The 23,168-nt window shown below is 41.3% G+C and carries 23 protein-coding genes; 16 read left to right on the top strand and 7 right to left on the bottom strand.

The genetic code is table 11. The annotated features are described in order from the left end of the window. Positions 1–68: 68 nt before the first annotated feature. From IEZ33_RS03305 to otnC, 5 genes are all read left to right on the top strand, one after another. A complete protein-coding gene (locus tag IEZ33_RS03305; RefSeq protein ID WP_191602305.1) occupies positions 69–815 on the top strand; it encodes a tripartite tricarboxylate transporter TctB family protein in 747 nt (248 codons plus the stop codon). Continuing rightward, a complete protein-coding gene (locus IEZ33_RS03310) occupies positions 815–2,332 on the top strand; it encodes a tripartite tricarboxylate transporter permease (protein WP_191602306.1) in 1,518 nt (505 codons plus the stop codon). The genes IEZ33_RS03305 and IEZ33_RS03310 overlap by 1 nt, the downstream gene beginning before the upstream one ends. 116 nt (positions 2,333–2,448) lie before the next feature. After that, positions 2,449–2,742, top strand: a complete 294-nt coding sequence (locus IEZ33_RS03315) for a putative quinol monooxygenase (RefSeq protein WP_191602307.1) — start codon at positions 2,449–2,451, stop codon at positions 2,740–2,742. 45 nt (positions 2,743–2,787) lie between these two features. Further along, positions 2,788–4,053, top strand: coding sequence for a 3-oxo-tetronate kinase (otnK, locus tag IEZ33_RS03320; protein WP_191602308.1), 1,266 nt, complete (start codon positions 2,788–2,790; stop codon positions 4,051–4,053). Next, positions 4,050–4,700, top strand: a complete 651-nt coding sequence (gene otnC / locus IEZ33_RS03325) for a 3-oxo-tetronate 4-phosphate decarboxylase (RefSeq protein WP_191602309.1) — start codon at positions 4,050–4,052, stop codon at positions 4,698–4,700. The genes otnK and otnC overlap by 4 nt, the downstream gene beginning before the upstream one ends. A 363-nt stretch (positions 4,701–5,063) precedes the next feature. Here otnC and IEZ33_RS03330 read toward each other — a convergent pair whose 3' ends face one another. Continuing rightward, on the bottom strand, positions 5,064–6,662 hold the full coding sequence (locus IEZ33_RS03330; protein WP_191602310.1) for a sigma 54-interacting transcriptional regulator: 1,599 nt from the start codon (positions 6,660–6,662) through the stop codon (positions 5,064–5,066). A gap of 424 nt (positions 6,663–7,086) precedes the next feature. Here IEZ33_RS03330 and IEZ33_RS03335 point away from each other — a divergent pair, with 424 nt between their 5' ends. After that, complete coding sequence (locus IEZ33_RS03335; protein WP_191602311.1) at positions 7,087–8,316, top strand: trans-sulfuration enzyme family protein; 1,230 nt, start codon at positions 7,087–7,089, stop codon at positions 8,314–8,316. Positions 8,317–8,327: 11 nt separating this feature from the next. On the opposite strand, the gene IEZ33_RS03340 is transcribed toward IEZ33_RS03335, so the two are convergent. Then, positions 8,328–8,879: a rhomboid family intramembrane serine protease gene (locus IEZ33_RS03340; RefSeq protein WP_191602312.1), complete on the bottom strand. Its 552-nt coding sequence runs from the start codon at positions 8,877–8,879 to the stop codon at positions 8,328–8,330. Next, positions 8,872–9,150, bottom strand: coding sequence for a DUF6471 domain-containing protein (locus tag IEZ33_RS03345; RefSeq protein ID WP_191602313.1), 279 nt, complete (start codon positions 9,148–9,150; stop codon positions 8,872–8,874). The genes IEZ33_RS03340 and IEZ33_RS03345 overlap by 8 nt, the downstream gene beginning before the upstream one ends. 194 nt (positions 9,151–9,344) lie before the next feature. Here IEZ33_RS03345 and IEZ33_RS03350 point away from each other — a divergent pair, with 194 nt between their 5' ends. The 6 genes from IEZ33_RS03350 to IEZ33_RS03375 all read left to right on the top strand — a co-directional run bounded on the left by IEZ33_RS03350 (position 9,345) and on the right by IEZ33_RS03375 (position 13,556). Further along, positions 9,345–9,749, top strand: coding sequence for a DUF2170 family protein (locus tag IEZ33_RS03350; protein ID WP_191602314.1), 405 nt, complete (start codon positions 9,345–9,347; stop codon positions 9,747–9,749). Further along, on the top strand, positions 9,746–10,444 hold the full coding sequence (locus IEZ33_RS03355) for a PspA/IM30 family protein (RefSeq protein ID WP_191602315.1): 699 nt from the start codon (positions 9,746–9,748) through the stop codon (positions 10,442–10,444). Before IEZ33_RS03350 ends, IEZ33_RS03355 begins: the two co-directional genes overlap by 4 nt. A 162-nt stretch (positions 10,445–10,606) precedes the next feature. Continuing rightward, entirely contained in the window at positions 10,607–11,254 is a 648-nt protein-coding gene (locus IEZ33_RS03360; RefSeq protein WP_191602316.1) for a YjfK family protein, read from the top strand. A 104-nt stretch (positions 11,255–11,358) separates the two neighbouring features. Next, positions 11,359–11,772: a DUF350 domain-containing protein gene (locus IEZ33_RS03365; protein WP_191602317.1), complete on the top strand. Its 414-nt coding sequence runs from the start codon at positions 11,359–11,361 to the stop codon at positions 11,770–11,772. 10 nt (positions 11,773–11,782) lie between these two features. Beyond that, positions 11,783–12,388 carry a DUF1190 domain-containing protein gene (locus tag IEZ33_RS03370; RefSeq protein ID WP_191602318.1) on the top strand — a complete coding sequence of 202 codons (606 nt, stop codon included), beginning with the start codon at positions 11,783–11,785 and terminating at the stop codon, positions 12,386–12,388. A gap of 1 nt (position 12,389) precedes the next feature. Further along, positions 12,390–13,556: a glutathionylspermidine synthase family protein gene (locus IEZ33_RS03375; RefSeq protein WP_191603517.1), complete on the top strand. Its 1,167-nt coding sequence runs from the start codon at positions 12,390–12,392 to the stop codon at positions 13,554–13,556. A 123-nt stretch (positions 13,557–13,679) separates the two neighbouring features. On the opposite strand, the gene IEZ33_RS20970 is transcribed toward IEZ33_RS03375, so the two are convergent. The 4 genes from IEZ33_RS20970 to IEZ33_RS03395 all read right to left on the bottom strand — a co-directional run bounded on the left by IEZ33_RS20970 (position 13,680) and on the right by IEZ33_RS03395 (position 16,445). Further along, entirely contained in the window at positions 13,680–13,889 is a 210-nt protein-coding gene (locus tag IEZ33_RS20970) for a GNAT family N-acetyltransferase (protein ID WP_420844875.1), read from the bottom strand. A 69-nt stretch (positions 13,890–13,958) separates the two neighbouring features. Then, on the bottom strand, positions 13,959–14,546 hold the full coding sequence (locus IEZ33_RS03385) for a Crp/Fnr family transcriptional regulator (RefSeq protein WP_191602320.1): 588 nt from the start codon (positions 14,544–14,546) through the stop codon (positions 13,959–13,961). Between the two features lie 10 nt (positions 14,547–14,556). Further along, positions 14,557–15,570: a DMT family transporter gene (locus tag IEZ33_RS03390; RefSeq protein WP_240009619.1), complete on the bottom strand. Its 1,014-nt coding sequence runs from the start codon at positions 15,568–15,570 to the stop codon at positions 14,557–14,559. Then, positions 15,570–16,445 (bottom strand): arylamine N-acetyltransferase family protein, encoded by an 876-nt coding sequence (locus IEZ33_RS03395; protein WP_191602321.1) that lies wholly within the window; start codon positions 16,443–16,445, stop codon positions 15,570–15,572. Before IEZ33_RS03395 ends, IEZ33_RS03390 begins: the two co-directional genes overlap by 1 nt. Before the next feature lie 163 nt (positions 16,446–16,608). Here IEZ33_RS03395 and IEZ33_RS03400 point away from each other — a divergent pair, with 163 nt between their 5' ends. The 4 genes from IEZ33_RS03400 (at position 16,609) to IEZ33_RS03415 (ending at position 23,141) form a co-directional block, all read left to right on the top strand. Further along, positions 16,609–17,703: a bifunctional transcriptional activator/DNA repair enzyme AdaA gene (locus IEZ33_RS03400; protein WP_275672793.1), complete on the top strand. Its 1,095-nt coding sequence runs from the start codon at positions 16,609–16,611 to the stop codon at positions 17,701–17,703. A 137-nt stretch (positions 17,704–17,840) separates the two neighbouring features. Continuing rightward, entirely contained in the window at positions 17,841–19,889 is a 2,049-nt protein-coding gene (gene rep, locus IEZ33_RS03405; protein ID WP_191602322.1) for a DNA helicase Rep, read from the top strand. 350 nt (positions 19,890–20,239) lie between these two features. Beyond that, a complete protein-coding gene (locus IEZ33_RS03410; protein WP_191602323.1) occupies positions 20,240–21,532 on the top strand; it encodes a cation:proton antiporter in 1,293 nt (430 codons plus the stop codon). A 316-nt stretch (positions 21,533–21,848) separates the two neighbouring features. Further along, positions 21,849–23,141, top strand: a complete 1,293-nt coding sequence (locus IEZ33_RS03415) for a multidrug effflux MFS transporter (RefSeq protein ID WP_191602324.1) — start codon at positions 21,849–21,851, stop codon at positions 23,139–23,141. Positions 23,142–23,168: the final 27 nt, after the last annotated feature.

Here is a 23,168-nt window from a genome sequence, read left to right on the forward strand (position 1 = left end):
GAATGTGCCTGCATTCCTCTTTTCTTTGTGTCAAACCGTCCTATTTTGGGACGTCTAGAGGTGGTTGTATGCAGCCTGAAGATCTAATGGCTTTACGTCGTGCGGATATGAAAACAGCATTAGTATTAATGATTGTTTCTACTTTCGCGATAATAGAAAGCCTAAGCTTTCCATTGACAGGTAATTATGCTGGAGTGCAAAACGTCTGGTACGTATCTCCTGCTCTTTTTCCCATTATTATTTCTTCTGTTCTTTTTTTGTGTGGCCTTGTGTTGATGATTAAGAGCATAATTTTTATTAAACAGAATGCTTTAACAGCAACGGCGAAAGAAAGTACGGCGAGTTGGTGGCGTTTTTATGTTTTAGTCTCTTTAATCGCTGGGCAAGTTTACGGTTTTGTTCCATTAGTTGATTTTGCTTTGTCTTCATTTATTTTTCTCTTTGTTTTTATTTTTGCATTTTACTCAGATCGTGCAATATTTCAAAAACGTATTTTTGTAATCTGGACTTTAGTATGTGGATTGTTGGCGACAGTGACTTTCAGTACTGAGTTAACAGATGAAACACGACTGCTGTTTGATTGGGCTACATTGGTGTTTATTTGTGTCATGGTTATTACTTTATACAAATGGGCTAAACAGTTTAATCAATTGAAAGTATGGAGAATCAGCTGGAAAACAGCTCTCATAGTTACTTTAGTTGTTTGTCCCGTGTTTCGCTTAGGAATGCTTGTTCCTCTACCTACGGAAGGTATTGTCATTAATCCAATGGTTGATATCAAATATGTTGTTCGTGATGTGTGGAGAGAAATGTAATGGATATATTAGCTTCTTTTAGCGTATTTGGTAGCACCTTATTATCCCTTTTGTCATCACCAGCAAACTTACTGATTCTGATGGGGGCCTCATTCTGCGGCATCATTTTTGGGGCATTACCTGGCCTTACGGCTACTTTGGGAGTGGCACTATTAACGACTTTGACTTACGGCATGGATGTTAGTACTGCACTCATTGCTTTATTAGGTTTGTATGTTGGTGCTATCTATGGTGGATCTTATCCTTCGATTTTAATAAATATTCCAGGAACTGCGGCCGCTGCAGCGACAGCATTAGACGGTTTTCCTTTGGCCCAAAAAGGTGAGGGAGGTCGCGCATTGGGCTTAACTACAACGGCTTCGCTGATAGGTACGTTATTAGGCATTTTGGTTCTTGTCATTGCGGCTCCGACAGTAGCAAAAATGGCGTTGCAATTTACCTCTTTTGAATTCTTCTTGTTAGCTTTGTTTGGCATTCTGATCAGTGGTACATTGACAAGCCCTGATTTAGTTATAAAAGGGTGGATTGCTGGTTTAATAGGACTAGGATTGTCCACTATTGGCCGTGATCCGTTACAGTTTTTCCCCCGCTTCACGTTCGATATGCCCGACCTTGATCAGGGGCTAGAAGTAGTCCCGGTGCTAATCGGTGCGTTTGGTATTCCTCAAGTAATTAAGGCATTACGTAATAAAGAAAGTTTAGGCGTAATGAAACAATTTGGGCGTATTTTACCTGAATGGAAAACGCTCTTTAAAAATCGCATAAACATCACTCGTTCTTCGATGATAGGTATCGGTATTGGTGCTGTTCCTGGAATTGGTGAAGATATTGCGGGTTGGGTATCTTACGGTGCCGCGAAGAATACGTCTAAACATCCTGAAACATTTGGTACTGGTGAGCCTCAAGGAATAATCGCTTCTGAAACAGCTAATAATGCTTGTATTGGTGGTGCATTGATACCTTTGTTAACCCTAGGGATTCCTGGGAGTCCACCAGCCGCCATGTTGTTGGGTGCGTTGATGCTTCATGGTATTACACCTGGGCCTATGATTGTAATAGAAAACCCTGACTTCTTAATAGAAGTTACCGCCATTCTTGTATTGTGTTCAGTCGCCATGTGGCTAAATGGTATGTTCTTGGCAAAGCAAGTGGTTAAGGTTTTACAAATACCAGCATCCATTTTCCTTCCTGTCGTGACTTTGATGTGTATTTTGGGGTCTTACGCATTGGGTTTAAATATCTTTAATCTATATCTTATGGTCATTGTTGGTGTATTTGCCTACTTCTTAGATGAAATGAAATATCCAATTTCTCCACTAGTGATCGGTGTGATTCTTGGGCCAATGGCGGATGAAAATTTACGCCGAGCATTAATGGTGTCAGAAGGTAGCTTGATGCCATTTATTGAGCGTCCTATATCCATAACATTAATTACTATTATTGTTTTAATTGTCATGATGAAGATGCCACTTTACGAAAGCTGTAAAAAGTCTCTGATCTCATTATTTAAAAAATAATAAGCGCAACAGGATATGTGAAACGAGTTCATTTAGAAGAAGTAGATGCAGCTTGTTTCACTTTTGGTTCCTTTTCACGAAGGAACATTTTTACTACTTATAGGTGAGGTCTTCCGGTGTATGTAATTACGGTGGTATTTTCTGTATATCAAGAAAACATGGAAGAATTTTCTACACTGGTGAAAAAACAGGCAGAGGATTCATTAAAACAAGAAAGCGAGTGTCACACTTTTGATGTCGTAATAGGGGAAGGGGACGGAATAACGGTGCCTTTTTTCCTATATGAAATTTATAGTACAAAATCTAGCTTTGACGTGCACTTAGCCACAGATCACTTTAATAATTTTAGTGATAAAACGGCCTGTATGGTTGCAAAAAAAGAAGTCCAAGCGTGGAACAAACTGAATTAGGTTTTCCTACTCTCGTTAGGGCTATTTATAAGTAAGGAGTTTATAGTGAGCGTTTTATTAGGTTGCATTGCAGACGATTTCACTGGTGCGACAGATTTAGCAAGTTTTTTAGTTCAATCAGGCATGAGAACGGTTCAATTAATCGGGACCCCAACAGACTTTGTTGATTTATCTAATGTGGATGCTGTAGTGATTGCGTTGAAATCACGAACACTTCCATCTCAACAAGCGATTGCCCAATCTATTGAGGCACTTGAATGGTTAAAAGTACTTAACTGTGAACAGTATTATTTTAAATATTGTTCGACGTTTGACTCCACTGCCAAGGGCAACATTGGTCCTGTGACCGATGCTTTGCTGGATAATTTGCAAGAAAACTTCACTGTGCTTTGCCCTTCATTACCTGTCAATGGTCGTACTGTATACAAAGGTAATTTGTTTGTGAACGATGAGTTACTCAGCGAAAGCGGTATGCGTAATCATCCTTTAACTCCTATGAAAGATGCAAATTTAATGCGTGTTATGGCGTCGCAGTCATCTGGGGATGTTGGTCTGGTGCCTTTTGAGGTTGTTTCACAAGGGGCCAAAAATGTGAAAAAAGCCCTCTTAGAGTTAGCCAAAATGCATCGATACGCGGTGGTTGATGCTTTATCTAATGATGATTTGCACACAATTGGTGAAGCCTGCGCTAATCTTAAGTTATTAACAGGTGGTTCAGGATTATCAGTTGGCCTTGCCAAAAACTTTGTTGATAAAGGTTTGTTTGAAATTCGTCACAACTCGGCACAACTTAGTAACGTAAAAGGTGACGTTGTGGTTTTATCGGGCAGCTGTTCGGTGATGACGCAAAAACAAGTAGCGCGATTTAAAGAAAGTTTCTTGTCTATGAAAATTTCTCCCCTTGATCTTAAGTCTGGAAAGAGTTCTGTAGCAAATGCTCTTGCCTGGTTTGAAAAGAACCGTAATGTTGGAGCCTTAATGTTTTACGCCACAGACACACCTGAAAACATCCGATTTGCTCAGGAGCAACTTGGTGCGAGAGAGGCCAGCGAATTGATTGAAAACTTTATGGCGGAGTTGGTCTCTTCTCTTGATGAAAGAGGTGTGACGAAATTTATTGTGGCTGGTGGTGAAACTTCAGGCGCTGTTGTTAAAGCGCTTAATCCCAAAATGTTAAAAATTGGTAGTAGCATTGCTCCAGGTGTTCCACTTGCTGAAATGGTTGGTGATTCCCCTAAATTGGTGGCTCTAAAATCTGGTAATTTTGGTGATGAATTATTCTTTGAAAAAGCCTTAGAGGTGATGCAATGAGCACAGTAGAGAACAAACAACGTGAACAAATTTGTATCATGGCAAAATCTTTATTCGATAGAGGCTTAACATGTGGGTCGTCAGGTAATATCTCTGTAAGAACTGAGGATGGAGGGTTACTGGTGACTCCTACAGGGAGTTGTTTTGGGCGACTTGATCCGGCTATATTGAGCAGGTTGGATAAAAATGGTCAACTTATTAATGGCCATCAACCAACCAAAGAAATGTCCTTACATGATGCTTTTTACTCAACTAGGTCAAGTGCTAATGCTATAGTGCATTTACATGGAACTTGTTCTGTTGCCTTGTCTATGATGCCTGATGTAGATGAAGACAATTTTTTACCACCATTAACGCCATATTCCATCATGAAGCTAGGTAAGGTGAAGCTCTTGCCTTATTTTATTCCTGGTGATTCTAAAACCGGTGATGCAATTCGTGGACTGGCCGGAAAACGATCTGCAGTGATGCTTGCTAACCATGGCCCAGTGGTAGCAGGGAAAGATCTTGAAGCGGCCGTGTATGCTATTGAAGAGTTAGAAGAAACGGCTAAGTTGGCCATAATGATGAGAGGGCTATCGCCCAAAATGCTTGATGAATCACAAATACGGCACATTATCACGAAGTTTAACGTTGAGTGGGACTAATAGACTTTCTGGGGCGCATTAGCTCAAGTTGAACTGATAACCTTAATATTCTGAAAAGCTCAATTGCAGTTAGTAATATGGCTGATTTATCAAAAGAGGATAAAGTAGCTCATCATCATCTAATGGAATCGCTAGGTTATCGAAAGATGGAACAAAAATTGGCTAAATTAGTTGGTTAGGCCTGGGATATGGCTTAACCATTTAATTAAACTGTTTTGATGAATGCGCTAGGAAATTTAAAGAAGACATAAAAATCGACGATTCAGCCCCTCCTTTTCAGAGTACTTATTAGATGAAGAACTTTGCTTTCTCTTCTTGCTAACCCTGTTTTTCAGTGAGTTAACGATAGGGAATAACGAAATTTTATTTAATGATCCCATGCTCTTTTAACTTCATGGCAATTTTATTGTGAGAGACATTTAGACGCTGAGCCAATTTTCGGGTACTCGGATAAAGTGGGTACAATGCTTGTAGTAACTCCCGTTCAAATCGAGCCTGAGCACTCTGCCAATCCAGAACGTCTGCTTCTACAGAGGCTAATGTTTTGGTTTTTTTGTCAGACGAATCGATGAAGCCTGCATTAATTTGGTTATTATCCGGTTCAGGGTTTTCACTAGCGGAAATCTCGCACGTTAGGTTTAAATGGAGTTTGATGTGGGAGGGGTCAATACTTTCTCCCGAATTGAGAGCAACAATCCTAAATAGGGTATTTTGCAACTGCCTAATGTTGCCCGGCCATCTGTGATTTTGTAATAGGGCTAATGCGCCTACTGTTATTGATGGCATTGTTTGGTTAACTTGATGGGCGGCATTTTGAATGAAATGTTGAGCTAATAAAGGTATGTCGTCCTTACGCTCTCTTAGGGGAGGTAAAGTCAGGTTCAGAACGTTAAGTCGATAGTATAAATCTTCCCTAAACCGTTTCTGCTCGATTAATGACGGTAAATCTTGATGAGTGGCGCTGATGATTCGGACTTTTACTTTAACTTCTCGGTTACCTCCAACTCGACGAAAAGTAAAATCTTGTAAGAAACGTAAAAGTTTTGCTTGTAAATAAACAGACATTTCGGCTACTTCATCAAGAAATAAGGTCCCACCGTCAGCTAATTCAAATAAACCAGGTTTACCACCTTTTTGAGCGCCTGTGAATGCCCCGGCCGCATAGCCAAAAAGCTCACTCTCTAGCAAGTGCTCAGGAAGCGTTGCGCAGTTAATAGCAAGAAAGGCGGCTTTATTGTATTGACTTGATTGATGCAGAGCGCGGGCGATTAATTCTTTACCTGTGCCTGTTTCTCCATTAATTAAAACGGGTAAATCCAGTTCAGCAAAGCGAATAGTTTGTTGTTTTAATAGTTGGATTTTTTCACATTCACCAATAATGCAGTCGATACCCTGATTCTTCTTTGATTGCAAAATCGATAATTCCCTGCCCAAGCTCCCCATGCTTGTCAGGGTAATCACGATGCCAGTAGTTAATCCATACGCCACGACCGGATGTATTTCAGCAAGGTAAGCTTGATTGTGAAACAGTAAACTGCAGCTAGTAACTTTATCCGTTAGCAGGGTGTTAACGTCTTGGTCTATGAAGCGATTAATGGGTTGCCCTTCAATCTTTTCGGTCAGATTGGATAGTAAAGATTTTGTGGACTTGTTTATCGCTAGAATATGGCCAGATTCATCGATATCAATAATTGGGTTAGGGATGCGATCCAATAACGTCTGTAAGTGATTTTCTCGGCTTTCTGAAGGCATTAAATCAATTTCTCTACATTGAATAATGCCCCTTATAACCAGCAGGCTTTGTTTTACATCGTCAAACAGTAAGTTCTCATCTTCGAGATGAACGTAGGTGAAGCCGGTGATGACTTCTGTCGAACGAATGTTCCAAGCTCGTTGAGCAAAAATTTGCAGGATTTCTTGGCTAATGCCAATGCGATCATTTGACTCGATGATAATACGCATAAAGATCTTTTTATAGTTTCATACTAGGAATGTAATAATTGAGTGACTTGTCATTAATTTATTACACTTGCTCCTAAATAGCTATTTTTTGTTTTTTTATCCTAAATTTCGCAAAATTAGTCAACAAATTATCTTATTTATAATGTATTTGGCGTTTGAAAAATAATGAATTTTGCTTGAACTTGAATTTTTTGTAATAAAAACATGACATTTTCAATGTGCTTTTATCTGTGTTTGAATGATTTTTTCTTAACGTTATGATTTCAAAGGAAAATAATAAATTGGCCGATAAATTGCTGTTCCTGTAATCGTTAACCATAAAATAATAATTATTCAGACATACGTAATGTGAGTGAATGGCTCGTCTTGTTAAAGAGCCAGTTTACTGAAAACGCATGTCTACTTTGTATTAAGGATTACTATCATGGAACACAGCAAGCATATTGAGACACAAGCGATTCACGCTGGTCGTATTAATGATGAGCAGTTTGGTTCTCTTGCAACACCGCTTTATCAAACATCTACTTTTATGTTTGATAATGCTCAACAAGGCGCAGATCGTTTTGCTGGCGACGCTGAAGGTTATATATACAGTCGTTTGGGTAATCCAACAACACGACAGTTGGAAATGCGAGTAGCGACATTGGAGAAAATGGAAGATGCGGCAGCAACAGCCACCGGCATGGGCGCTGTATCAGGGGCGTTATTGGCTAATTTACAGTGTGGTGATCACATGATTGCCTCTAAAGCCATATATGGCTGCTCTTATGCTCTAATAAGTCATATGTTGACCCGTTTCGGTATTGAAGTGAGTTTTGTTGATATGACAGAGCCAAGCAATATCGAGTCTTACGTGCAAAGTAATACTAAACTGATTTTTTTAGAAACGCCTGTTAACCCTAATCTAGTCGTTTTTGATTTAGAAGCCATTGGCGCTATGGCTAAAAAACATAAATTAATTTCTGTGGTGGATAACACTTTTTTAACACCTGTACTGCAACAACCAGGAAAATACGGTATTGATATTGTGGTTCATAGTGCAACGAAATATCTAAATGGTCATGGGGACGTCGTGGCAGGGATTATTTGCGGTACTTCTGAAATGATCAACAATATTAAAATGACGGTGCTAAAAGACATTGGGGCGACGATGAGCCCACATGATGCCTGGTTGATAATTCGCGGCATTAAAACGCTGCCTGTTCGGATGGAGAGGCATTGTAAAAATGCTCAAGCGATTGCTGAGTTTTTAGAGGGCAGTCCGTACGTTGACAAAGTGCATTATCCAGGGCTAAAGAGCCATGAAGGGAATCGATTTATTGGCACACAAATGCAAGCCGCTGGAGGGATTATTTCATTTGAGTTAAATACCGATCTTGAGGGTGGTGCCGAATTTATTAACCGTATGCAACTGTTTTCAATTGCGGTAAGCCTTGGCGATGCCGAATCATTAATTCAGCATCCTGCTAGCATGACTCATTCTCCATACACACAAGAAGAGCGACTGGATGCCGGTATCAGTGATAGTTTAATTCGTATCTCTGTTGGACTGGAAAATTCTGACGATTTAATTGCGGATTTAAAACAGTCCTTGGAAAAGGTTCAGGTGTTGGATAATTCATTATTACCAACTAAATCACAGCAAGTAGCTTGATATAGTTTCCATTATGGGCGTTTTCTGCCAATAAAATAGGACAGTAAAATGCCCGTAGTGAATCCCCAAAAATGTGCTGACCAAGAGATATGAGGTAAAAAGCTTACCAGTGAAAATAAAGCGCTGCCATAAGCAAAGAAAGAGAGAATGGCAAATAGCCAACTGCGTAAACTGGGATTAAACAGCGCATCCGCAAAAAGGTACCCTAAAAAGGCGAATACCATCCCTGAGGCACCTACCACTAAAGCGTTTGATGCCAATAGCCAAACACCGACTCCAGAGCCGATGGCTCCAAATATCATAACTAAGCGAAGTTTACTGGGGCCAATGGCGGTTTTCAGCAAACTTCCTAAAATCAGTATCGCCATTGAGTTAGATAACAAGTGATAAAGGCTCGCGTGTAAAAAAGGCGATAATAAAATACCCATTAGCCCTTCTATATTTCTAGGCCGAATGCCAAAGTAATTAAAATTAATACCAATGAGTAGGGTGTCTATTAGGAAAACGGCCCATAGGGTAATAACAAACCAAAGTATTTCTGGTGGTATAAATCGCTTAAACATTGTGGGTCTGCTTTAAAATATCTCGTAACGCGTCTTCCTCAAGTTCAAGGACATCAATAATTGCCGCAAATAGATCCGCTGAAAACATGCCCTTATGAGTTTTGCTACGAAGGTTTTCAGGCGTCATCACTATGCCTTTATTATTAAGTGCGTCACTTAAGTCATCATATTTTAATCCCTTTAGAGCCAATGACGATCGGATATAGCGAGTGATGGCTAACTTATAAGGAGACAGTGCCTGGCGGTTTTTAATACTTTGATCTTGGTTCATACTTCTGTCCATACGATGCTACTATTTGATGAGAGTTTGGTTGAAATCGTACTCATTTAAAACGCTCTGTTTATATTACCTACCCATGTGAATTATGGCAACGTATATAATTTATGTTTGACATAGTCTCTTATAGTGCTATATTTGTGACTTATGTTACACGCTCATATGTTATTTTAAATAAGGAAAACAATATGTCTTGGAACAAAGATACTTTATTAACACTGATTGAAGCTCAATCTAATTGGGTTGTAGAGTCAGAAGGTGAATGCCTAACTATTTCAAATGATGAAGGTGTTGATGTCTTTGTATATGTGGGTAATCAGCAAATGATTGTTGAGACGGCGTTGTTCTCAGCGGCAAGTGTAAAAGATAAAAACACCTTAAATGAGTTGATTCTTCGCAGTCATCAACTTGTTCCTTTAACGACTATCGGCATTAATAAGATAGGCGACGATGAATATTATGTGGCTTTCGGTGCGTTATCTACCGACAGCAAAGACAGCGTGGTATTAGAAGAAATTGAAACTCTTTTTAACAATGTGCCTGAGTTTCTTGATCTATACAGTGATTATTTAAATGTTGAGGTAGCAGTATGAGCTTAAAAAAATTATGGACAGCACTACGAGGTGCGGCAAATGAGGGTGTAGAAGCCGTGGCTGATACCCAAGCAATTCGTATTTTGGATCAAGAAATGCGTGAAGCAAAACAAGAACTGCAAGCGTGCGATGAAAGTCTTACGCGTATCATGGCGAAGCGGAAGCTTGCCCAAGGCAAAGTTGACTCTTTGAATGCCGATATTGAAACCTATACCAATCATGCGATTGCCGCCAGTGAAAAAGGGGACGATGCGTTAGCTTTAGAGTGTGCTGATAAGGTTGGTGAATTGGAAGCCACATTGGAAACAGAGCAAAGCATTCTTGCGAGTTTTCAATCTTCTGAAAAAACACTGAAAGCCAATATATCAAAAGCAAAGACCAATGTTCGTCGTATGGAGCAGCAAATTGAACAGGTAAAGGCCACTGAGTCTGTTCAAAAGGCTCAAGTAGCGGTTTCAACTCGTCACATGGGAGCAAACAGTAAAGTTAAAACGGCCTTGAGCAGTCTTGATCGCATTAAAGAGAAGCAGCAACAACGCAGTGCTGAACTTGAAGTGGCGGAAGAATTAGCCAATGAAGAGAACGGCTCTGATCTTGATGCAAAATTAAAGGCGGCGGGTATCAAATCTGGCGGCAGTCAGCCAAGCGGCAGCGATAAGTTAGCGCAAATCTTGGCGGCAAAAAAAGCTCAGTAAACTTTTTTTACAAGATGATGTTAACAAGACCCTTTAAAATGGCTGCTTTTATAAAGCGGCCATTTTTATTGGTACTTTAGTCAGTCGATTGTTGAAAGCGTTTGCTAACATCAAGAATTCGCCCATAATAGTGATAAATTTAGAACCAAGAGTAGGGATAACATGTTTTCTTCATTCTTTAGTAAAAAAAAGGCCCAAGAGCCAAAAGCCACCGCGCCTTCTATAATGGGGCTTCGCTTAGGTGGTAGTTTTGAAATTGATTCTCTTTTGATGCGTATGATCGAAGATCAGTTAACCACTAAAGGGGCGGCATCCACGTATATTATTAAAGCGGTTGGCTTAGCTGAATTAGATGGAACTTGGATGTTCCGCTTTTACACAGATGACGATGCTTTTCTACAAGTGATCTGCGAAGGTGGTAAAGCCGACGAAGATGTGGTCGATGTGAAACTGTTTCATTTTTACGATACTCAAGATGTACCAAACCAGTTTGTTTGGGATAACTTACTGAATAAGAAAATAGGCACCCAGACCTATGAATTAGAGGGACTAGCATACCATCGCGTGTGGACCTCAGCCAGTGAGTATCATAATCCTGTATATATCCAAGAAAAGACTTATGATGATGAAGGTGACACCTCAACGACAGACCAATTCACCATGTTGTTTGAGCGAGACATTGCGGATGGTCGCACCGAGTCTTTATTCTTATCGGCAGAAGAAACGGAAAGTGAAAGTGGTTTAAGTCGTTGTTTTGTTATAAGTACGGGCATTACACTTACACCAGCACAAATTGATATTCACGGTTAATACCAGCTGGTAGTTTGGTGTTAACAAAACAGCCTACCTATTCAATTCTTTAAATAGGTAGATTTTTCAAAGTTTGAACATTTTAGATTCAATAAGGATTCCTCATGGTGCAGCAAGACCTTTTTTCCAGTGTAATTAATTTCAGTATTTACTTTGGTTTAGCCTTAGTATTTGTCATTATTTTTAAAGTGATTTATAGCTTTTTGACACCACATGATGAATGGCAGCTTATCAAGGAAGATAAAAACACCGCGGCGGCTATTGGTTTCGGTGGCGCTATTATTGGTTTTTCTATCGCTTTAGCCGGCGCGGCCAGTAACTCTGTATCTTTATTAGATTTTGCCATTTGGGGTCTAGTCGCATTGGTCGCTCAATCCCTAGCCTTCTTTGTTGTACGCTTTATCTTTATGCCAAAAATAGTCACTCGTATTATTGCGAACGAAGTCAGTGCGGGCATTATGTTAGCGGCAACCAGTGTTTCTGTTGGTCTGCTTAACGCGGCTTGCATGGCTTACTAAGGAGTAGACTGTGAAAAGAAGTAAATCCATAAATCTTGACAGTATGCGGAAAGTGAAACCGGCTTCTCCGCTAATGCGTCCTCTTACTTTGGCCGTTGCATCCATTACTTTAGCGGCGTGCAGTTCTTCGGAAGAAGAAGTGAAAATGGTGTCATCAGTCGAAGATTGCACCGCTAGCACCACCATGACGCAAGCTCAGTGCGAAGTGGCTTATCAGCAAGCCCTACAAGAAGCGGAACGCACCGGACCAAAATACAACTCTCAAGCCGCTTGCGAAGCCGAATTCGGTTACGATCAATGCAATCGCTCTAGCCAAGGCAGCTTTTTCACCCCATTTATGGCGGGTTTTTTAGTCAGTAATTTATTAGACAGCGGCAGAAGCAATCGCTATAACCCCGTTTATCATTACTCTAAAAGTGGCTCATATAAAGATCGAATCATGACGGCGGATGGTCAAGTTATCGGTAAATCTGGCCAACGTTCTTATAAAGTTAACCCATCTACATTGAAACCCAAGCCAACCGTTTCTCGTACCGTTTCTCGTGGCGGCTTTGGGTCAGTTGCTTCCGCTAAGTCAAGCTGGGGTGGTGGCAAAAAATCAAGTTGGGGCGGCTAATATGTTGCGTATTCCCATTGCAGAACGACCTGATTGGCAAAAGCGAGCTCAAGAGTTTGGTTTTGAATTCCACACCATGTACGGTGAAAAGTACTGGGATGAAAGTGCCTATTATCAGTTTTCATTAGAGCAAATTGAACACGATTTAGAGGCACCGACTGAAGACGTTCATCAAATGTGTTTGGCTGTGGTTGATCAGGTCGTTAAAGAAGATGCTTTGATGCGTCGCTTCTGTTTACCAGAATCTCAATGGGATTTTATTCGTCGGTCCTGGCTCAATGGTGACCCAAGCCTGTATTCTCGATTGGATTTTGCGTATTCCGGTAGGGGTCATGCAAAGCTCTATGAAAATAATGCTGATACCCCTACAAGTATTTATGAAACCGGTTTTTGGCAATGGCTTTGGCTGCAAGATAATGTGGATGCTGGGGTATTATTGCCCCATGCGGATCAGTTTAATATCTTGCAAGAGAAGTTGGTTAATCGTTTTAAAGACATTTGTTACCTAACGCCAGACCGGGTCCTGCATTTTGCCTGTTGCAAAGGTACGCCAGAAGATCGTGGAACCGTTCAATATCTAGAGGATTGCGCCAACGAAGCTGGGCTAAGTACGGAATTCGTTTATATAGAAGACATTGGTAGGGATGTTGAAGGTAACTTTACCGATACCAAAGATCAAATTATCCGCTTTATGTTCAAACTCTATCCATGGGAGTTTATGTTCCAAGAGGCATTTTCCGAACAACTTGGGAGCAATAACATCCGCTGGATTGAACCCCCTTGGAAAAGTATCTTATCGAATAAAGCCCTGTTACCTATGTTATGGAAAATGTTTCCGGATCACCCTAACTTACTGCCCGCGTTTTTTGAAGATGAGCTCCATCTTGCGGCAGGTATTGACTCGCTTGTTAAAAAACCTATTTTTTCACGTGAAGGGTCAAACATCTCCTTTATTGGCGATGAAAAAGGTGTGGAAGCGTCCTCAGGCCCCTATGGAGAAGAAGGCTTTATTTATCAAGCGACTCACATGCTGCCTAAGTTCGGTAATAGTTACACCCTAATCGGCAGCTGGCTAGTTGATGACGAAGCGGCTGGGATTTCGATTCGAGAAGATCACAACCCCATTACTCAAGATATGAGCCGATTTTTACCGCATATTATTGTGTGAGAAGGTAGCGTTAATGAAGGGCAAGTCGACTGTAATGTCGAGACATCGCTTTCTTTATCCATCGCTATTACAGCCCCAGAGGGTGGAGAGATAAGTTGTAAATAACACTTTTTACGGGTTACCTCATTCTTTGTGTGTCATTAATTTCATTTCCATAATGCAGGGTTCAAAGCCCTGTTTTTGATAGGATCGTACTGCGGGTGCGTTGCTGGCGAGCACCTCTAAGTAAAGGTTAGTTATGCCTCGCTCTTCACTCCAACTAATCAGTTTATCCATTACCTTTTGGTTTAAACCTTGTCCTCGATACTCGGGCGACACATACATAAAGCCCAGATAGGCGTGATGACAAGGTTATCAGTAGCGCAAGGTGACTGAAAATAGACTGGGTGAGGTGAGAGGCGCTTAGGCTCTTTTTAACCTTTGTCTAATACGACTTAACGCAACAGGGGTAATACTGAGGTAAGAGGCGATTTGCTGTTGTGGTAATTTGTCTTTTAACTCAGGGTAATCTGCACAAAAATCGAGGTAGCGTTTTTCGGCCGAGTCTTTGGCAAAGGCGCTTTCTTTTTCTTCTTTGATGATAAATATGTGCTCAAGAAAATGGCAATAACATTCTAAAAAACCTTTATCTTGACGCATCTGTTGAAAAAAATCTTTCCAAGAGTAGGACAGGATAAGGCTGTCTTCTAATGCTTGAATGCCAAATAAGACGGGCGTTTCATGAACCATAGCTCGGGTTGAACCAATGATTCTCGGTCCTTTGGCAAAGGTTTGGGTGTATTCTTTGCCTTCGTGAGAGAGGCTGACATAGCGAACTAACCCCGTATGTAAGAAGTAAAAGCGCTTTATAGAATCGCCTTGTTGAAACAGGTAATCACCTTTTAGTACCGAATGGATCTCCATAGGAAGGGACAGTCTATTCCACTGGATGTCACCTCCCATATTATTGAAATAGCTTTGAAAACTTAGCTGTAATTGTGTCTTATCCATTCAATTTTGCCTATTTCGCCTCATCTGTAACGATACCTGCCATTCCGTTTCGAGTGTGTGGACTGGCTAGGTTTACCTTGTTAACGGATGATCCATTGATATGGATGCGTTGTCTAGAAATTAAATACAGTGATGCTCCTAAACAAACGACACCCAAAACAAAGCCAATATTGAGTAAAGTGGACAGGCTTGATTCAGCAAAAGCGGTATAGAACGCGACCCAAACAGGGATAGTATAAGAAAACGCCAAGAGGCGGTTCGCGCCTACTGTGCTGACTAAACGTTGTTGTAAAACAAAAGTGAAGAGGGTCGTGAAAATGGTCAGATAAAGCGCATTAACCCAAAAACCTGAAGCTCCCCATTGGACCTGATCTAACTCGCCCCAAATTAACGTAATTGGCAGCAACCACACACTACCAAACAACATAATCATAAAAGCCCCTGGAAAGGGCTTTAGACGACTTCCCCATTTTTGAACTGATACCACATGAAAGGCAAGTAGCACACAGGAGCCTATATACAAGAGGTCACCTTGATTCCATTGGAAGGATTGAAGGTCCTGTAAGCTGTGCACCTGGGTACTAAAGAGAACGCCAGTTGCCCCGATTGAACCCATCATAAAGCCACCGACTTTTATCCAAGGTGTCGAGATGTGTAACCATATTTTCGTAATGATGACGCCCATTAATGGAATTAGGGTATATAAAACCGACGTGTTTAAAGGGGTTGTTGTTTCTAACGCCATAAAAAGCCCGATAAAAAAGCCAACGAGAGAGCCGCTAATCAATAGGTAATGCAAGGTGTGTCGTGGCGAATCAAATAACGCTTTAAATTCCTGTCGAATCGGCCGTTTAGCCTGATACCAACTAAAGAGCAGCACCAAGAGCATCATGATTAACGCCAATAAAAAGCGAAACCCTGTTGTGGCGATTGGGCTGGCGTAATTCACCATATGCCCGGAAACCACAAAGGACGAGGCCATTAACCAAGCCCATAGTAAGAGGGTAAAAAAAGCGTTCATCATCAAGCCTGCTCTTTCTTAGTTAATTCGGCTAATGTTGGCGCTAAGAAACGGTCGAATAAATGGTCGCTGATGGCAAAGTCGACGTTTAATTTAAAGTCTATTGTGAGCCTTTCGTGTAAGCCGAGGGACGTTGTTATATTGAAAAAGGTTTCTTGTTCGGCCATTCTTACCATAAAGGAATGGTTTTTTAAGGCAATAACGCGATGGTCATTTTTTAAACTGACAACCAAGTTATTAACAAATCCAGCTTCTGGAAATTTGTGTGAATAAAAATGCCCTAATTGACAATCAGCGTCTGAATAATCGGCTAAATCGAAACGATATAAGGTAAAGAACCCCCCATTTTTCCAGATTTGTACATCGTACTCGGTTGTTTGGATCTGCATCTCGTCAGACAAGGAAAGAATGCGGTACATTTCTGCCCCTATCCTTTGGGGCTTATTCGTATTCAGTAATAAAGGGGCATTTGGCCCGTAGCAACCAAACCCGGTATCGACTAAATAGGTCGAATTTTGATGGTGCAATAGGGTGACCCTGTGCGTTCTTGGCGCTTTTTTGCGTTGATCTTCATTTTCTGAAATGTAAAGCACACGAGCGAGCTTGAGTTCAACGTCATAACCCAATGCATGCAGTAATTCAAAAGTAAGTTTATTATGTTCAAAGCAATAGCCTCCTAATCCACGCGTGACAATTTTTTCACTGAGATCATTGATATCCAGCGACATTTCTTCGCCTAAAGCAACAGACAAGCTGTTAAAACTGTATTTCGCTATGTGTTTATTTTGCAGCTCAGTGACAAAATTAAGAGATAACTCTTCCGGTGTTTCAAGCTTTAGATCGCTTAAATAGTTTTGTAACCCCGTGGATAATGTCATATAGGTGTGCTCCTGCGTTTTTTCGTAATTAAAGTAATAGGACTAAGAATAGAGGAGAAGCCATCAGAAAAAATTAACTTGGGTTAATTCTGTGAAATTAAAAAAATACCTGTTCAGTTTTCGGTTGAGGCATTTTTACGAAAGCGCGTATTATTGAGCTTAAATGAAAATTAGGTCGTCCAAAATGCGAGTGATAGACAGTAAAACCGTCGCTTCTTATTATAAAGCCTTAGTCAATCGAGAAGCCGATCATGTTGGTATTTTCTATGTAGGAGTAAAAACTACGTCAGTATTCTGCATCGCCACGTGTCGAGCTCGCAAACCAAAAATTGAAAATGTGGAGTTTTACACAGAATGTAAAGACGTGCTTGCGGCGGGTTATCGCCCCTGCAAAATCTGCAAACCGACAGAAAACGCGAATGAAGCACCGGAGCCGGTCCTTACGGCCATGAAAATGGTGCGAGAAAATCCCAAGCAAAAAATTGCCGATTGGCAGCTGCGAAAAGCGGGGATTGCTCCAGAGTTGGTCAGACGATGGTTTAATAAGCATTATGGTATGACTTTTCATGCTTACCAACGTATGTACCGCATTAATAACGCGTTTCAAGAACTTAAAGACGGAAAAAAAACGACTGAGACGGCATTTGAAGCGGGCTACGATTCATTAAGCGGTTTTGGTTATACTTATAAAAAACTCATTGGGAAATCACCAACAAAAAGTATGGATAATACGCTTATTTTAATCAGCCGTTTTACTACCCCGTTAGGGCCCATGTTTGTTTGCGCTACGGATGAAGGCATCTGTTTATTGGAGTTTGTTGAGCGAAAAATGCTGGAGACAGAGTTCAAAGATCTGCAAAAACGCCTTAACGCCACCATCGTTACCGGCGAGAACGAGTTTATTAGGCAAGCGAAGCAGCAAGTGGGGGAATATTTCGAGGGTAGCCGTATGGAATTTAGTTTGCCTTTAATCACCCCAGGCACAGAATTCCAAAATGACGTGTGGCAATGCTTACAAGGCATTCCTTATGGTGAGACCCGCTCGTATCAGCAACAGGCGAAAATCATTGATCGTCCAAAAGCCGTCAGAGCGGTGGCTTCCGCCAATGGCAATAATCGCATTGCCATTGTGGTTCCCTGTCATAGAGTGATCGGTAAAGACGGCTCATTAACTGGGTACGCAGGTGGCTTGGAACGTAAACGTTGGTTGTTAGATCACGAGAAAAAGCATCTTAAGCAGGAAAATACAAAGGGTTAAACCGGTCTCCGACATCGGTTGGCAAAAGAGAGGCCTAAAGAGACCAATTGTCGTTCGTTCATACTGACAAAGTGGTGTAGAATCCCTGTTCTTTAGCTTTGTCTCCTTATCTTTAGCTCTTTATTATTGGGAACAGTATGAACGCGATACCTCCAGCCATTCAGCAACGACTCAGAACCTTAAACGAACGCCAGTTGGATGCCGTTAAGCGCATTGAAGGGCCTTTGTTAGTGTTGGCCGGAGCGGGCAGTGGTAAAACCAGCGTAATCACCACTAAGATCGCCTATCTCATACAAGCGTGCCACTTCAAAGCCAATTCCATTATCGCCGTTACTTTTACCAATAAAGCGGCGCGTGAGATGAAAGAACGAGTACAAAGCATGTTGAGCAAAGCGGAAAGCCGAGGCTTGCAGATCTCTACATTTCATACCCTAGGCTTAACTATTTTACGTAAGGAATACCTAAAAGCGGGACTGAAATCGGGCTTTACCTTATTTGATTCGCAAGATTCTCTCTCTCTGGTAAAAGAGATCTTGGATAAGGAGTTTAATCAGCAGACCGATGAAGCGGCGTATTGTCAGCATACTATATCGGCTTGGAAAAACGACATGACCGCACCCAATCAGGCGGTAACCAATGCGGACACAGAAGAGCTGTTGCTCGCTGCACAAGTTTATACCCAATACCAGCGGTACCTAAAAGCCTATAATGCGGTGGATTTTGATGATCTGATTTTAATGCCAGTACAATTACTGCAAGAACAAGAGGCGTTAAGAGATAAGTGGCAAAAGAAGGTGAGGTATTTATTGGTCGATGAGTGCCAAGACACCAATACCAGTCAATATGAGCTGATTCGCATTTTGGCCGGTTACCGGAAAAATTTCACCTTAGTGGGCGACGATGACCAATCCATTTACGCTTGGCGTGGCGCTCGACCCGAAAACCTAGAGCAACTGCAACGGGACTACCCTAATTTAAAACTGGTTAAGTTAGAGCAGAATTATCGTTCTACAAAAACCATTTTGAAAGCCGCTAATACCTTGATTGCCAATAACCCCCACGTTTATGAAAAAGCATTATGGAGTGACCTAGGTGTCGGCGACCCGATACGAGTGATGGTCACGCGTAATGAAGAAGCCGAATCGGAACGGGTTGCCGCCGAAATTCAATCGCGACACTTAAGACATGAGATTCCCTATAAAGATTTTGCGGTCCTTTATCGTGGTAATCATCAGGCTAGGCTGCTGGAAATTAAACTGCAAGCGTATCGCATCCCTTATAAAATCAACGGCGGAACCTCCTTTTTTGCCCGTGCTGAAATTAAAGATTTGATGAGCTATCTGCGTTTATTGGTGAATACGGATGATGATAACGCCTTTTTAAGAATCATTAACTTACCTCGCCGTGATATTGGCCCGGCCACGTTAGAAAAAGTCGGTAATCTTGCCACCGAACACAATGTGAGCTTGTTTGAGGCCAGTGGTCTCGCCGAGTTAGAAGAGAGAGTAACGGGCAAATCCCTCCGTAGTTTGCAAGAATTTGAGCGTTGGTTACGGCATTTAAGAACGCGTTTAAAAGGCGCTTCCCCTGTGCCTGTAATCGAGCAAATGATTCATGACATTGATTATTATGGTTGGTTACAAGAGCAAGCCAGTACCCCAACAGCGGCGGATAGACGCATTGATAACGTGCGCTTTTTACTCGATTCCATTCAGCGAATGATGGAAAGCGCCTGGGAAGAAGACCCGAACGCGGAGTTGGACCAAGCCATCAGTAAATTGTTGCTGATAGACATGCTTGAGCGACAAGAAGAAGAGGAAGATGAAGACAAGGTGCAACTGTTAACCTTGCACGCCTCCAAAGGGCTGGAATACCCGCATGTTTTTTTATTGGGTTGTGAAGAAGAGCTGCTGCCTCATCGAAACAGCATTGAAAACGACGATATTGAAGAAGAACGACGTTTGGCGTATGTGGGGATTACCCGTGCTAAACGTACCTTGTGCATTACTTTAGCGTCAAAGCGTCGTCAATATGGGCAAGAAATTGATTGCTTACCGAGCCGATTCCTTGATGAGCTGCCTCAAGAAGATTTGCAATGGGAAGGACGTGGTGATGAATCTGAAGCCGTTAAAAAGGAGCAAGGCAAAGCCTCTCTATCGGCACTTAAAGCCATGTTAAACTCTTAATAAGGCATTTTTAATAGATGATTCTAAAAGGGTGTTTTACTTTTAAAATGTCATTAGATTGAATAATCTCATGACACGGGCGTCTAATAAAACGTAAATAACACTTAAAAATTATAAAAAATAAAGTAAATCAACGTGTTCATTTTATCGGATGGTTTTTAAAATAGTCATCCTATTTAATAAATGGATAATTTAATTAATTCAAAAAAATAGAGTGAGCAGGCGATCAGCATCCTTTTTTAATTTTTTGAAAATTTCAACAAAAACATCCCTTTTTAAAATAAAGGAAAAGGTTATAATGCCTCCCCATTGAATCAACCTTCTGAAAAACTTATCGATTAGGCACACCAATGAACGCGTGGTATCTCATCTGTTTTCTATCGGCATTAGCGGTATTAATCGCTTTTACCAATCAATTTATCCTCAAAATGCAAACAACGATTGCGATAACAACAGGGTCCGTGGTGATCTCATTGCTATTGATCATTGCGGTGAAAATGCTAGGGGATGAAACCGCCTTGTTTATTACTCAGGTTGTCTCGGGTATCGATTTTAATCAATTGTTATTAGAAGGCATGCTGGGTTTTCTTTTGTTTGCTGGGGCATTAGAGATTGATTTGAATGCCCTAAAAAAACAAAAATGGGAAATTACCATATTGGTGTTATTTTCCACGCTCACCTCGACTTTTATCGTCGGTTTTTTAAGTTATTACACCTTTCAGTTGTTTGGCTTTCCGGTCGACTTTATTTATTGCTTACTCTTCGGCGCCTTAATTAGCCCGACTGACCCGATTGCCGTATTGGCGATTATTAAGCAAATGAATGCCCCAAAAGGCATTTCAATTCAGGTAGAAGGGGAGTCATTATTTAATGATGGTGTTGGATTAGTCATATTTACCACCATTTTTTCTGTGGCTTTTTATGGTACTGAAGCCAACGTTGAAGGCATTGCCGAGCTCTTTTTGGTGGACGCTATAGGGGGTATTGTTTTTGGTTTTGTGATTGCCGTAATAGGGCATTTTGTCATTATCAACTGTCGTGACATGAATATTCGTTTATTGGTTTCCTTAACCATTCCATCCGCGGGGTTTGCCTTAGCAAATATCTGGGGGATTTCGGGGGCATTGGCAATGGTGACCTGTGGTATTTTAATGGGCAATATTACCCGCGCCAAAGCGTCCAAAAGAAGAGGGCCAGATGGCACTCGTTATGTGCAAGACTTCTGGCATGCAACCGATAGCTATTTAAACGCACTTTTGTTCCTTATTATCGGGATGCTGATCGTTACTATTCCTCTAACCTGGGAGATACTTGGCTTAGGCTTACTGATGATTCCGATTGTACTCTTTGCTCGCTTTATCAGTATTGGCAGCCCTTATCTTGTTTTTAAGCGTTTCCGTCAATACGACAAACACTCGGTGAAAATTCTGACATGGGGTGGTTTACGAGGCGGCTTAGCGTTAGCCATGGCCGCCGCCATTCCGTCTGAACAAATTGCCATTCTTGACTATGATCTTCATGATTTAATGGTCGTCATTACTTACACCGTAGTGATCTTTTCTATCATTGTTCAAGGTTTGACCATCTCGCCTTTAATCGAAAAAAGTATTCAAGCCGCTGAAGAGAAAGCAAAAGTAGACTAGGACAACACCTTTAAACGTATCTCGTAAGCTCCAAATTACCCACGCGCTTATCTGTTTTATAGAAAGCAGATAGGCGCGTGAGCTACACGAACCATCCTCATGAATAAATTTATAACGTGTTGGATGATTCACCTGCCTTTATAAACAGTCGTTTTACAAGGAGTCAAAAAGTGTGCACTATTTTAGTCTCGGAAAAGATAACGCATGTTAGTTTTTCGCGATGCAATCAGCAGGAAAAATAAACATATCAAGAGGTTTAGTATAAATAGGGTCCCTAAATGTGGGTTAAGTTTTCTTATTATTAGAAGGAATTTATATGCTGTTGTCTAAATTACTTAGCCGTCTTAAAACCTGTTTCTCTGAACTGTCAATTAAAAAACGGCCTGAAAACTTGTCTGAAAACTTGCCTGAAAACTTACCTGAAAACTTACCTGAAAAAGAGTTCATTGCGTTATTTGCTCTGATGATATCGCTAACAGCCTTAAGCATGGACTCCATGCTGCCCGCTTTTCCATACATTGCCGAGTCATTGGCCATTGATGACTATCAAAAAACACAATGGATCATCTCCGTTATGATTTTTGGAATGGTGTTTGGGGAAGTGGTTTTTGGCCCCTTATCCGATGCAATCGGTCGGAAAAAGAGCATTGTTATCGGTGTCAGCATTTATATCATCGGCACCATCATTGCGTTATCGGCGGCCTCTCTCAGTGTCTTTTTATTCGGACGTTTTGTTCAAGGGTTGGGCGTGTCAGGGCCTAAAATTGCCTCCAGAGCCTTGATTCGTGATATCTACAAAGGCTCTGCGATGGCACGCATTATGTCTTTTATATCGATATTTTTTATATTGGTGCCGTTGCTGTCACCATCACTAGGCCAGCTAATTATTTCCGTGGCCAATTGGCGCTGGATCTTTGTTTTCTTGATTTTTCAGGCGCTGGTCGCCATGATATGGCTGATCATTCGTCAACCAGAAACTCTGGCGCTTGAAAATCAAATCCCTCTCAATCTGACTCGCTTGCTAGCAGACGCAAAAATCATCTTAATGAGACCTGATGTGATGCCTTTTATTGTTTTATTAGGCTGTATTTTTGCTGGCATGATGCTTTATATCAGTACCGCCCAGTCTATTTTTCAAGACGTTTATCACACTGGCGATCGGTTTCCCTTGTACTTTGCTATGTTGGCAGGTGGCATTGCGATAGTAAGCTTTTCCAACGGTAAAATTGTTCAAAAAGTGGGTATGTTTCGCTGTGTTTTAATGGCGTTGACGGTATTGTTTCTAGCGTCGTCTTGTTTGGTTGTCTGCGCGTTTTATTACCAAGGCGTACCACCGTTTCCATTATTTATGGCCTTGGGGATGATCATGATTTCTTGCATTGGCATGGTGTTTGGTAATGTCAATGCCATGGCCATGGAACCGCTGGGGAAAGTGGCGGGGTTGGGGGCGTCGGTTATTTCCTCTTTATCCAGTTTGATTGCCATCTTTCTTTCGGTAATCGCCGGTCAGTTTTATCATTTCAGCATTACTCCCTTTGCGTCCGGTTTTATGATTTTTTCCGCCATTGCCATCATCCTGTTGTTTTATGGCAATAAATGTCGACAGTGACCCATTCTTTCAGATCAAAAACGGTAC

It is taken from the genome of Marinomonas algicola, from assembly GCF_014805825.1.
GTDB classification, from domain to species: domain Bacteria; phylum Pseudomonadota; class Gammaproteobacteria; order Pseudomonadales; family Marinomonadaceae; genus Marinomonas; species Marinomonas algicola.